Origin of the sequence: Microvirga sp. TS319, from assembly GCF_041276405.1 — a bacterium.
Taxonomy (GTDB): Bacteria; Pseudomonadota; Alphaproteobacteria; order Rhizobiales; family Beijerinckiaceae; genus Microvirga.
The window spans coordinates 1,662,689-1,675,114 of the sequence record NZ_JBGGGT010000001.1 but is presented as its reverse complement, the minus strand read 5'-3'; the positions used below and the strand labels follow the sequence as shown (position 1 = coordinate 1,675,114).

Below are 12,426 nucleotides of genomic sequence, written 5' to 3'. Positions count from 1 at the left end.
TTCAGATTAAGACTGCGTTCATCCTCTGGCGCTGGGGCTCAAGCGATATGCTGGGATACAGGCATACCGAGGCGGGTCATGACATTGATGACCTTGCAGCCGGCGGCCACCTCGGTCTTCTGTGTTGGCAGAGCCCGAGCGTGGAGGCGGCGACCAATTATTGTCTTGTAGCGCATCATCGCGACCTCGCCCAAGGACCGACGGCCGTAGTTCCCCGCCTTCTGCCAGCCGAGCCGACCACGCTCCCGGATCATCCGAAGGTGCCGATCCCGCTGGGTGGGTGCAGTCTCAGCCGTGTTGCTCGGCACAGCTGTGGAGCGTGCTGGAATGATCACCGCAGCCGCAGGATCTCGGTCGGCGATAATACCGTAGACCGGATCCCCATCGTACGCGCCATCAGCCGTGACCGAAGCAATTGGGCCTGAGATCTGATCCAACAGTGAGCCGACCGCCGGCGCAGCGCTGCATCGTAGTCCCGCCAGTTCTTCACGAGGTAGCGACCCTTTGGAATCTTGTGGCGGCGGCTTTCATTGACCTTGCAGGGCATTCAGCTTCTCGGCTTCAGGGAACTGCCCCTATACCTCACCGCCAGCCGGGCGCGACACCCCCGGCCGAATTACGCACCAACGTCCGAGCCTACCGCATCGTTCGCTTCGTCGTCTCGTCCTCCCAATTCACCCGCCAAAATCGCCAAAGTCGAGCTTAGTGGGGAAACGCACAAGCCTCGCCAAGTACCACGATTGACATTCTAGCTCAGCAGATATTTAACATGCTAATTAAATCGTGGCGGCGGCACGCCTCTTAGTCGATGCTCTTTGTCCCAATGGTGGGTTTTGAGTGGAGATAAGAAGAAGCTGCTAGCTGGTCCCTCTTAAAGCTCACTGTGAGGACGCGGGTCTTGGTGCCGAAGTTTGTAAGTTATTTTCACACCGATAAAGTACGATACGGTCTGGCCGTGGACGGTGGCATCGTGGACCTATCGGCCCGGTATGGTTCTCAATGGCCAACGCTCCAACACGTCGTCGCAGATCAGGCGTTTGCGTTCCTGGCGGAGAAGGGGACGGCGCTAACGCCAGATCTTCCACTGGAAAGCATTCGCTTTGAGTTGCCGTCTATAGCACCGGAGAAAATCATCTGCGTCGGAGTGAACTTTCCCGACCGCAATGCAGAGTACAAGGATGGCAAGGAAGCGCCACCAAACCCGTCCCTATTTCCCCGCTTTTTGCGTTCGTTTACCAGTCACAAGCAACCTTTGATCAGACCGCCGGAAAGCGAGCAGCTCGACTATGAGGGCGAAATCGCGATCGTTATTGGTAAGACTGGGCGCCGGATCCCTGAATGCGAGGCATTGGACTATATCGCAGCGTTGACGCTGGCGAATGAGGGCACGATCCGTGACTGGGTTCGCCATGCCAAGTTCAACGTCACGCAAGGAAAGAATTTCGACAGCTCCGGCTCAATTGGTCCATGGCTTGTGCCGTTCACCAACGAGGCCCAGATCGCGGACATCGCACTGACAACCCGCGTCAACGGCGAGGTGCGCCAGAGCGATCGGACCAGTCGCATGATTTTCTCCTTCCGGAAGATCATCAGCTATATTTCGACCTTCACCACGCTCGTCCCCGGCGACATCCTCATCACCGGAACCCCGACAGGTGCGGGAGCCCGGCTCGATCCACCGGTCTGGTTAAAGCCGGGCGACGTCGTCGAGGTTGAAGCCGATGGCATCGGCCTTCTCTGCAACACCATTTCCGATGAGGTCTGAGCGATGCTTACGTCTGACGAAACCACCGCGGCAGCTCTCAGTCTAGACGAGGCGGAGCAGACGCGTAGGCAGATAGGTCTCATGTCGCTGCGGTTCCCGCAGATGACGGTTGATGATGCGTATGCGATCCAAGCCGCCTGGGTTCAGCATAAGCTTGCGGCAGGTCGCAAGGTTATCGGATGGAAGATCGGTCTTACTTCGAAGGCCATGCAATATGCACTCAACATCGACACACCGGATTCAGGGGTGCTGTTCGACGACATGCATTTCGAGGATGGAAGCAGCGTTCCCAAGGATCGCTTCATCCAACCACGGATTGAGGCGGAGATCGCCTTTGTCATGAAGAAAGACTTGAAAGGACCCGATGTTACGGTTTTCGATGTGCTGAACGCGACCGATTATGTCACGCCGGCACTGGAGATCCTTGACACACGTATCCTCCGCGTCGACTCGGAAACAAACCGGGCTCGAACTATTGTTGATACGATCTCAGATAACGCCGCCAATGCCGGAGTTGTTCTAGGCGGTCGCGTCCTGCGGCCAGATCAGGTGGATCTGCGCTGGGTTGGGGCGATTGTCTCGCGGAATGGTCAGGTCGAGGAAACCGGACTCGGCGCGGGCGTGCTGAACCACCCAGCACGCGGAATTGCGTGGCTGGCTAATCGGCTTGCCATCTACGGCGAGCATATCGAGGCCGGCCAGATCGTTCTGGCTGGCTCCTTCATCCGCCCAGTCGAAGTGCGGCACGGCGACACCATCATCGGCGACTACGGACCACTCGGGACCGTCAGCTGCTTCTTCGAGTGAGACCATTCATGCCTGCTCCCCAGAATGCCTTTAAGGCAGCGCTCCGCAACGGGCGCTCTCAAATCGGCCTGTGGCTCGCTCTAGCAAGCCCCTATGTGGCTGAAGTCTGCGCAGGCGCCGGTTATGACTGGCTGCTCGTTGATGCAGAGCACGGTCCCAATGACATTCCTTTACTCGCTGCACAGCTCCAGGCTATCGCAGGCTCGGCAAGCCACCCGGTCGTTCGGGTTCCGATCGGTGAGACCTGGATCATCAAACAAGTTCTGGATATTGGCGCTCAAACGCTCTTGGTTCCTATGGTGGAGTCTGCGGAGCAAGCCCGGGCTCTCGTACGCGCTACGCGCTATCCCCCGGACGGAGTGCGTGGCGTTGGAGCGGCTTTAGCACGGGCTTCGAACTACAACCGGATTTCCGACTATCTGCAGACCGCGAACGAGCAAATCTGCTTGCTTGTCCAGGTTGAGAGTCGAGCAGGACTTGCTGCGATTGAGGAGATCGCGAGCGTTGATGGTGTCGATGGAATCTTCATCGGTCCCGCCGATCTTGCAGCAGACATGGGCCATCTGGGAGTGCCAGGTGTCGCCGACGTTCAATCCGCCGTGCGGGATGGTCTGTCCCGAATACTGGCGTCTGGCAAAGCGGCAGGAATCCTGACGGCCGATGTCGATCTCGCTCAGAGCTATGTCGAGCTTGGAGCGAGCTTCGTGGCGATCGGTTCCGATGTGGGAGTGCTGGCTGGAGGCGCCACCCGGCTGCTCTCGCAATTTGCCGCCAAGCCGGCAGCATTTCCAACGTCATCCGGCGCCGTCTACTAGCCGACGGAACACGGCCCAGTCCATCTAATTAACATGCTAATTAACTTGATACTTATCATGTTATGTGTAATTCAAGCACCGCTAAGCGGGGGGAACAGCCCGTATCCGCTTTATGACAGCCGCTGGGAGGACTAAATGCTCGCAAACCTATGCAATAAGTGGACGCTGGCCGCAGGGTGTCTGGTGATTGCCGCAACGGCAGCGTCGGCAAATACCGGTGCCACTCAAAAAGCCATCAAAGACCGCGGCCTACTGAACTGCGGCGTTTCGACCGGCGTCCAAACCGGCATGAGTACGCTTGATGGTGCCGCTAAGTGGACCGGCTTCGAGGTTGATTTCTGCCGGGCGGTCGCGGCTGCTGTCCTCGGAGACTCGGAGAAGATCAAGTTCGTGCCGCTTGAGATCAAGACAGCCTTTACGACGCTTCAGTCGGGCGGAATCGATCTGTTGGCTCGGACTGCGACGCACACTTTCATCCGTGACATCGAGCTTAACGTCGAATGGGCGGGCGCGTACCTCTATGACAGCCAAGGCTTTTTGGCGAAGAAATCGCTTGGAGTGAGCAGCGCGAAGGAGCTGGACGGCGCTTCGATCTGTGTCTCGGGTGGTTCCAATTACGAGTTGAACCTCGCGGATTTCTTCCGCAAGAACGGCCTCAAATTCACTCCCGTCACCGCGAATACGCGTGATCAAAATGAGAAGAATCTTGCCGCTGGGCGTTGTGACGTCTACGCGAACGTTTTGAGCGCACTCGCTGGTGCGGTCAGCAAGCTTGGCAATCCCGACGAATGGGTTGTGCTGCCGGAACTTATTTCAATGGAGCCTATCGGCCCCGTCGTCCGCAAGGACGATAGCCGCTTCCGTGACATCGTTGCTTGGACTCTGAATGCTTTGATCGCCGCAGAGGAATTGGGCATTACGCAAGCGAATGTCGAGGAAATGAAGAAGACGTCGACCTCACCCGAGGTGCAGCGTCTCTTGGGTGTCACAGGTGACTTTGGCGTCAAGCTCGGGCTGGAAAACGATTGGGCTTTCAACGCGATTAAATCCGTCGGAAATTACGGCGAGATGTTTGCACGCAATGTTGGGGATAAGAGCCCGATCAAACTCGAGCGCGGTCTCAACAATCTCTGGAATAACAAGGGTTTGATGTCTTCGCCTCTGATTCGCTGAGGTGGCGCGCCATCGAGGTCGGCGGCCTAACGCCGACCTCCTTACTCTGACAGGAAGTCGGTGCTTGTAACGATGTCGATCTCACGTGCTATTCATCCCCAGCGGCGGACGCTCGGAAGTCGGAGGATCCTGGGCTGGTTCTATCAGAGCGTGCTCGTGGCCGCCCTCGCCTTAGTGGGTTATGTTGCCATCGGGAATCTGCATGATAATCTGCTAGCGCGTGGTCTCAATATCGGCTTTGATTTCCTGTGGCAGGAAGCAGGCTTCGAGATCGCCTTCCATCTCATTCCCTACACAGCCAGCGACACTTACTGGCACGTCTTTTTGATCGGCATCACCAACACGCTGCTGGTCACCGTTCTCGCGATCACCTTTTCAACCATTTTCGGATTTGCTGTCGGCATCGCGCAACTCTCCGGCAACTGGGCGATGTCGCGCGCTGCGCGCCTTTACGTCGAGATCGTGCGCAACCTACCGCAACTGCTGCACATTCTAATCTGGTACAATGTCGCTTTGACAATGCTTCCAGCTCCCCGAGCGGCCCACTCGCTTGGCGACGTGGTCTATTTATCAAACCGGGGCATCTTCCTGCCTGGTCTGATAGCCGACCGGCCCGAACTGCTTATGCTGGTCATCTTGATCGCGCTTGCTTCTGCGCTCGCACTCTTTCGTAGCCTTACTGCCTATGGGGAACGGACCGGTCGCCAAGTCAACACTTGGATCCCGGTGCTTGCGATCTTGATTGTCCTTCCCCTGGCATGGGTTGTGCTCACAGGCTCACAGGTCTCCGTCTCGACTCCGCAATTGAGGGGTTTCAACTTCATTGGCGGCTGGGTTGTCGTGCCGGAACTCGCGGCTCTCGTCATCGCTATGGCAATCTATAATGCCGCGTTCATTGGCGAACTGGTTCGAGCGAGCATCGAGTCTGTTAACAAAGGTCAACGCGAAGCCGCAGCCGCGATCGGATTCGGCTGGTGGAAGACCCTCCGGTTCATCGTAATCCCACAGGCAATCCGCGTGTTGCTGCCGCCACTGTCGAACCAGTATCTCAACATCCTCAAGGGGTCATCACTCGCGGTCGCAATTGGCTATCCGGATCTTGTCGGCGTGTTCACCGGCATCAGCATCAACCAGACTGGCCGCGCTATCGAAATCGTCGCGATGACTATGGCTGTCTACCTCGTTATCAGTCTCCTGATCGGTGCGCTGATCAATCTGTTCAACCACATGACTAGGATTGCTGAACGGTGAACGACGTATCCGCCATCCCCAATTCCGGCAGTCCCCGACCATCCCTAGCAACGGGAGCCTTGCCGGCTTCTCAAATCATGCTCTGGTTGCGCCGCCGGATTTTTGCTTCCTGGCGCGACGCGGTTCTATCTCTAGCCGTCGTCATAGTGCTCGGGGGTATCGTTTGGACGATTGTGCCCTGGGCGCTGGTTAATGCCACGTGGAGTGGCACCAGTCGAGCGGATTGCACCCAAGAGGGCGCGTGCTGGGCTTTTGTCGTCGCCAAGGCCCCGCAGTTCATTTACGGGTTCTATCCGCCTTTGGAGCGCTGGCGGCCGGACATCGCCTTTGCATTGTTGATAGCCGGTCTCATCTGGCTGATGGTGCCGCGGATCCCGGGCAAGGCTTATGCCGGCTTCTTCATGGCTGTCATTCTTCCGGTTATAACATTTTTCCTACTACGCGGTGGCTTCGCCGGCTTGCCGTTCGTTCCGAGCGATCAATGGGGCGGCCTGCTCCTGACGATGATTCTCGCAGTGTCTGGCATTACCTTCTCGTTGCCTCTCGGCGTTCTCTTCGCACTGGGCCGGCGGAGCCGATTGCCACTTATCCGTTGGTTCTGTATCGGCTTCATTGAACTCTGCCGCGGTGTACCCTTCCTCACCGTGCTGTTCATGGCGATCGTAATGCTCCCGTTCTTCCTGCCGTTGGGAATGAAGCCGGATCCGCTTGCGCTTGCGGTGGTTGGTATCATCTTCTACGAGGCGGCTTATATGGCCGAGGTCGTCCGAGGCGGGCTGCAAGCACTACCCAAGGGTCAATACGAAGCCGCGATGGCGCTTGGCTTCGGCTACTGGCGGACCATGCTCTATATCATCCTGCCCCAGGCAGTGCGAAAGGTCATACCGGGCGTCGTGAACACGACGATATCGCTGCTGAAGAACACGACACTGGTGATGGTCGTCGGCCTATTCGACCTGCTTAACATCGTCTCTGCGGGTGTCTCCGATCCGCTCTGGGCGGGATCGCAGGCAGAAGGTTACTTCATCGTCGGATTGGTGTTCTGGCTGATGAGCTTCGGATTGTCCTGCTACAGCCGCGCCATTGAGGCAGGTTTCGCCCGCGCCGAGCGCACCTGACCGCTACAGGAATATAGGTAATGGAAAACCCGCTTATTCAGCTCGTGAACGTCAACAAGTGGTATTCCCAATTCCACGTTCTCAAGAATATCAATCTCGAGGTTCGGCAGGGCGAGCGTATTGTCGTTTGCGGCCCATCTGGCTCCGGCAAGTCGACGATGATCCGTTGCATCAATGGCCTTGAAGCCTATGAGCAGGGCACGATCACGGTAGCCGGCGAGTACGTTTCTCAAGGGGATGACAACATCGAGAAGATACGCCAGCGGGTCGGCATGGTTTTCCAGAGCTTCAATCTGTTTCCGCATCTGTCGATCATCGACAATTTGACCCTTGGGCCAATCAAGCTGAAGCGCGTCCCTCGCGCAGCTGCCGAGGCGCGCGCAATGGAGTTGCTCGAGCGCGTCCATATCGGCCACCAGGCACGGAAGTTCCCGAACCAGCTCTCCGGCGGACAGCAGCAACGCGTGGCGATCGCCCGTGCGCTCGCCATGGAGCCCGACGTTATGCTGTTCGACGAGCCGACCTCAGCCCTTGATCCAGAAATGGTGAAGGAGGTTCTCGACGTGATGATCGAGCTTGCGGGCACTGGCATGACGATGATCTGTGTGACTCACGAAATGGGTTTCGCTCGTGCCGTGGCCGACCGTGTCGTCTTCATGGCTGACGGTGCCATCGCAGAGGTCGGTGAGCCAGAAACGTTCTTCTCTGCCCCGCGCACTGAGCGGGCCCGCCAATTCATCCAGCAGGTGATTCACTAGCTGGTGTTTCGCCCCTCTCGAAAAGCCAGACTTCGGAGTTCTTTGCAGTGACTAAATCGACCTCGACCGTCTATCCGTACCGTCTGCGCCTTCCGGGCCCGACTTCGATTCCTGAACGGATCCGCCTAGCAACAGCACGACCCATCCTGAATCATCGCGGACCCGAAATGCGCACGATCCTCGGAGAAATCCAGGATCTGATCAAACCGCTTTTTGGAACCCAGGCCCCCGTACTGACATTCAGTACCTCCGGTACCGGTGTCATGGAAGCGAGTTTGGCCAACGTTCTCGCACCAGGAGAAAAGGTTCTTGCTCTGGTGCATGGCCAGTTTGGAGAACGGTACGCGCAGATTGCGCGTGCTCTCGGTGCAGAGGTCGACGTTGTCGAAAGTGAATGGGGCTACGTCCCTAATACAGAGGTGATTGCGGCCAAGCTTGAGACGGCTGCATACCGAGCGGTTATCGCTGTCCATAATGAGAGCGCAACGGGCGCTGTGACCGATTTGGCCGCGATCGGCGCACTCCTCAGGGATCGGGACACGTTGCTTTTGGTGGACTCAGTCAGCGGTCTCGGCGGCATGGAGTTGCAACAAGATGAGTGGGGTGTAGACATCGTTGTCACTGGCTCGCAGAAGGCGCTGATGTGCCCACCCGGCCTCGCCTTCGCCAGTGTAAGCGAAAAAGCCCGTAAGGTAATTGAACGCGATGATCGCTGTGCTCGGTTTTATCTCGACATGCGTAAGGCGCTCGCTGTCGTGGACAAGAACGAAACTGCCTTTACCTGTCCAGTTTCATTGCTGCTCGGTGTGCATGAAGCTTTGAAGATCATTCACGAAGAGGGGCTTCCGCAGGTGTTTGCCCGTCACCGGCGCTTGTCGAATGCCCTGCGGGCTGGCTGCGTCGGACTCGGCTTGCCGGCATTCGGGGATCTGACCGTCGCATCGAGCACGGTCGTAGTCGCCTCCGTCCCCGCGCCGCTCACCGGCGGAGAGATCGTGAAGCACATGTACGATAACTATAACACCGCGATCGCGGGCGCCCGCAACAAACTGAGCGGCAAGGTCATCCGCATCGGAACTATGGGGGACATTAGCGAGGCTGACGTCATGACAGACCTTTACTACCTTGAGCAAAGCCTGTCGGCGCTTGGCCACAACGTCCCAACACCTGGCTGTGGCATTGCCGCGGCGATCGAAGCTCTCCGATAATCAGTGAAAGATCACTCATATGCCCCACATTTGGGTTGAATACTCGGCCAATCTCGAAGCCGACATCGATATTCCTAGCCTGCTTAAGACGACGCAAGACGCGCTAATCGATGATGGAACGATTTTCCCGTTCGCCGGAGCTCGCACCCGTGGCGTTCCCATCGCCAATTACCTGATAGTGGACGGACACCCGGATAATGCGTTTGTGCATGTGCTACTACGGATTGCCAAGGGTCGCTCCGAAGAAGCAAAGAAGGCGGCCGGGAACCGAGTGTTCGAGGCCGTGAAAGATTTCCTCAGTACCGTAAGCGCCTCCAGGCCCCTCGGGATCTCTGTGCAGATGGAAGAGGCTGATGAAACGTTGAATTACAAGACAAGCAACTACCGCGAGTATCTCGCGCGTCGGGGCATTTCCGAAACGGTTGCATGTTGATCAAGGGGGCGCGGCATTGGTCTTAGGTTAGCGTCGCGCCCGATTTTCGAGTAATCTCATGGCTGAACGTATCTCCCGGAGTTCCAGGTCTATGTCGAAGGATACCGATCAATCCGGGGCTCGCGTCCGGATTAGACACTTTTCAAAATCGCTTCCGATGTCCTTGCTGAGGGCACGTGAAGCCGTCATGCGCCATTTCCGGGCTAGTCTACGGCGCTTTGGCATCACTGAGCAACAATGGCGAGTTCTGCGAGCCCTGTCATCGCAGGAGAGTCTCGAGGTCACAGCCCTCGCTGAGGCAACGTTTCTGCTCCCCTCTAGCCTTTCGCGAATTCTCAAGGATCTCGATGACAGAGGACTCATTCTGCGGCGAACGTCGTCATCGGATATGCGCCGCGGGATTGTATCCATTTCACCTCAAGGCCTCGACCTGATCGAGCGAGCAGGGGTGGAGTCGGAGGCGATATACAGAGAGATCTCTGGAAGATATGGCAGTGAACGCCTATCCGAACTTCAGAGCCTGCTCAGGCAATTGGAAGAGTGCTTGGAAGGCCCGGAGATAACCGCCTAGCTCCTCCTAAGTCTTGGAATGATCAACGGCATCTCGCGGTACACGGACGTGTCGCGTAGGAAATTGCGGCTGTGGGTGAGACCAGACCAGACCAGGCCTGCCCGGCCGGCGCAGAGCACAGTAATGAGTGCGACCTGGTAATATGCAGGTCGAACATTCCCACAATATCAAACATGGATGAGGATGGTGCTCCGTGCTGGCGCACCTGATCCGGAGGAAGCATTTTCATGACCTCGCCTTGTGACCGCCTGAAACTCAATGATCCCTCTCTTCTTCGCTCCAACTGTTATATCAATGGTGTCTGGAGTGGAGAGGGCATCGATCCAGTGAGCAATCCAGCAACCGGAGAGGTGCTGGCGCACGTTCCGCACTTTGGCTCTGCCGAGGCAACTGTGGCGGTAGATGCCGCGCAAAAGGCGTTTAAGCCTTGGGCCAAGAAGAGCGCCAAAGAACGCTCGGCGATCCTTCGTAGATGGTTCGAGCTAATCCAAGCAAATCAGGAGGATTTAGCGGCGATCATGACGGCTGAACAAGGTAAGCCGTTGGCCGAGGCGCGGAGCGAAGTTGCCTATGCCGCTTCCTTTGTGGAATTTTACGCAGAGGAGGCTAAGCGCATTTATGGCGAGACAATTCCATCGCCGTTCCCCCATTCACGCATAATCGTACAGAGGCAGCCCGTCGGTGTTTGCGCTGTCATAACACCGTGGAACTTTCCTGCCGCCATGATCACTCGCAAATGTGCACCGGGCCTCGCTGCTGGCTGTACCTTTGTGGTCAAGCCTGCTCCTGATACTCCGCTGACCGCTTTAGCTCTGATTGGTCTTGCCGAGCGGGCAGGTGTTCCTAAAGGCGTGATCAATATCCTGACCGGCGACGCTGTTGCCATTGGCAAAGTGATGACCTCACATCCGGCCGTACGCTTCATTGGCTTCACCGGCTCTACTCCTGTGGGTAAGCTGCTGATGCAGCAGGCAGCTTCAACAGTGAAGAAGGTCGGTCTGGAATTAGGGGGCAACGCCCCTTTTATCGTCTTCGACGATGCGGATCTCGATGCTGCCGTTTCCGGAGCAGTCGCAGCAAAGTTCCGCAATATGGGCCAAACCTGCGTCTGCACCAACCGGCTCTTCGTACAGGAAGGCATTCATGATGCCTTTGTTGAGAAATTCGCCGGCGAGGTATCTAAGTTGAAGGTCGGAAGCGGCATTGAGCCTGATGTCGTACAGGGCCCGCTTATCAACGAGAAGGCGGTCGAGAAGGTCGAGCTGCACATCTCGGACGCAGTCGCGCTGGGTGGCCAAGTGATCGTTGGTGGGAAGCGCCATGCGCTTGGGAGAACCTTTTTCGAGCCAACCGTCATCGCGGGGGTGACTACCGATATGCTCGTCACGCGCGAGGAGACCTTCGGGCCGCTCGCACCCATCTACCGCTTTAAGGACGAAGACGGGGTCATCGCGTTAGCCAATGACACACCGTTTGGTCTTGCAGCCTATTTCTATACAAAGGATCTTGGTCGCGCCTTCCGTGTGGCAGATGAGCTGGAATATGGCATGGTCGGCGTAAACTCCGCAATACTTGGCACCGAGGTCGCACCTTTTGGTGGTGTTAAGGAGTCCGGGCTTGGACGGGAAGGCTCACTCCATGGCATCGATGAGTTCGTCGAGATGAAGTACGTGCTTATGGGCGGCCTCGGTATGAATTCAGATTAGCCTGGGAGCCGGGGTCCGCACCTTCTCGTGTCAGAGACAGAGGACATCCTTTAGAGGGGATGTCACATTAACCCGCGTATGAGAGCGAGGCGTGTAGATGGGCTGGCATGATCAAGCCCGTCAGCTACAAACGCCAACGCTTTCCACCCCAGATCATCGCGCACGCGGTATGGCTCTATTTCAGGAGCCCATTGAGCTTGCGGATGGTTGAGGAGATGCTGCTCGAGCGCGGCATCCTCGTCTCCTATGTGACCGTCCGGCGATGGGCTCTGAAGTTCGGGCCGGATTACGCCCGTCGCCTCAAACGCAAGAGACCGATCCGGCGCGATATTTGGCATCTCGACGAGGTCGTGATCACCATTGCCGGCCAAAATCAGGATGGCTATGTCCTCGACGAGATCGTCCAGACGCGGCGCGATACCAAAGCGGCCAAACGCTTGCTGAAGCGTCTGTTGAAGAGGCAGGGTTTCCCGCCGCGACGGATGATCACGGATAAGCTCGGCTCCTATGCGGCCGCCCGGCGCCAGATCCTGCCAGCGGTTGAGCATCGCTCGCATAAGGGTCTGAATAACCGGGCTGAGAACTCGCATCTCCCACTGAGAAAGCGGGAGCGAATGATGCAGGGCTTTCGATCCGTCGGAGGTCTGCAGCGGTACACCTCGGTGTTTTCAGCCGTCAGAAACCTGTTCGTTCCGCCCCATTCCCACCGCTCTGCCCTCGCCACCCACCTTCACCGCCTTCAGGCTATGGCGGCCTGGAAAGCCACCGCGGGCGTGCTCGCCTGAATTCAACAAAGCAGGGCTTATTGCGGTCGCATCAAG

General features: G+C 57.4%; 11 protein-coding genes and 2 pseudogenes. 12 read left to right on the top strand and 1 reads right to left on the bottom strand.

Annotation, left to right across the window (positions count from 1 at the left end; translation table 11 throughout):
• Window positions 1-38 precede the first annotated feature (38 nt).
• A pseudogene (locus AB8841_RS07685) lies at window positions 39-503 on the bottom strand (IS5/IS1182 family transposase); the annotation flags it as partial.
• A 398-nt stretch (window positions 504-901) separates the two neighbouring features.
• Between AB8841_RS07685 and AB8841_RS07680 the strand changes: the two are divergent.
• From AB8841_RS07680 to AB8841_RS07625, 12 genes and pseudogenes are all read left to right on the top strand, one after another.
• On the top strand, window positions 902-1,765 hold the full coding sequence (locus AB8841_RS07680) for a fumarylacetoacetate hydrolase family protein (RefSeq protein WP_370435570.1): 864 nt from the start codon (window positions 902-904) through the stop codon (window positions 1,763-1,765).
• 3 nt (window positions 1,766-1,768) lie between these two features.
• A complete protein-coding gene (hpaH, locus tag AB8841_RS07675; RefSeq protein ID WP_370435194.1) occupies window positions 1,769-2,572 on the top strand; it encodes a 2-oxo-hept-4-ene-1,7-dioate hydratase in 804 nt (267 codons plus the stop codon).
• An 8-nt stretch (window positions 2,573-2,580) separates the two neighbouring features.
• The gene (gene hpaI / locus AB8841_RS07670) at window positions 2,581-3,387 is read left to right on the top strand and encodes a 4-hydroxy-2-oxoheptanedioate aldolase (RefSeq protein WP_370435193.1); all 807 of its coding nucleotides are present in this window, start codon (window positions 2,581-2,583) and stop codon (window positions 3,385-3,387) included.
• A 135-nt stretch (window positions 3,388-3,522) separates the two neighbouring features.
• Window positions 3,523-4,560, top strand: coding sequence for an amino acid ABC transporter substrate-binding protein (locus AB8841_RS07665; RefSeq protein WP_370435192.1), 1,038 nt, complete (start codon window positions 3,523-3,525; stop codon window positions 4,558-4,560).
• A 156-nt stretch (window positions 4,561-4,716) separates the two neighbouring features.
• Window positions 4,717-5,811 (top strand): amino acid ABC transporter permease, encoded by a 1,095-nt coding sequence (locus AB8841_RS07660; protein WP_370435191.1) that lies wholly within the window; start codon window positions 4,717-4,719, stop codon window positions 5,809-5,811.
• The gene (locus tag AB8841_RS07655) at window positions 5,808-6,929 is read left to right on the top strand and encodes an amino acid ABC transporter permease (RefSeq protein ID WP_370435190.1); all 1,122 of its coding nucleotides are present in this window, start codon (window positions 5,808-5,810) and stop codon (window positions 6,927-6,929) included. Before AB8841_RS07660 ends, AB8841_RS07655 begins: the two co-directional genes overlap by 4 nt.
• Window positions 6,930-6,949: 20 nt before the next feature.
• Window positions 6,950-7,687: an amino acid ABC transporter ATP-binding protein gene (locus AB8841_RS07650; protein ID WP_370435189.1), complete on the top strand. Its 738-nt coding sequence runs from the start codon at window positions 6,950-6,952 to the stop codon at window positions 7,685-7,687.
• Between the two features lie 47 nt (window positions 7,688-7,734).
• A complete protein-coding gene (locus AB8841_RS07645) occupies window positions 7,735-8,895 on the top strand; it encodes an alanine--glyoxylate aminotransferase family protein (protein ID WP_370435188.1) in 1,161 nt (386 codons plus the stop codon).
• A gap of 19 nt (window positions 8,896-8,914) precedes the next feature.
• Window positions 8,915-9,328, top strand: a complete 414-nt coding sequence (locus AB8841_RS07640; protein ID WP_370435187.1) for a 5-carboxymethyl-2-hydroxymuconate Delta-isomerase — start codon at window positions 8,915-8,917, stop codon at window positions 9,326-9,328.
• A gap of 58 nt (window positions 9,329-9,386) precedes the next feature.
• Window positions 9,387-9,899, top strand: coding sequence for a homoprotocatechuate degradation operon regulator HpaR (gene hpaR, locus AB8841_RS07635; RefSeq protein ID WP_370435186.1), 513 nt, complete (start codon window positions 9,387-9,389; stop codon window positions 9,897-9,899).
• 227 nt (window positions 9,900-10,126) lie between these two features.
• The gene (locus AB8841_RS07630; protein WP_370435185.1) at window positions 10,127-11,605 is read left to right on the top strand and encodes an NAD-dependent succinate-semialdehyde dehydrogenase; all 1,479 of its coding nucleotides are present in this window, start codon (window positions 10,127-10,129) and stop codon (window positions 11,603-11,605) included.
• A gap of 97 nt (window positions 11,606-11,702) precedes the next feature.
• Window positions 11,703-12,390 (top strand): annotated as a pseudogene (locus AB8841_RS07625) (IS6 family transposase).
• The last annotated feature ends 36 nt before the right edge of the window (window positions 12,391-12,426 follow it).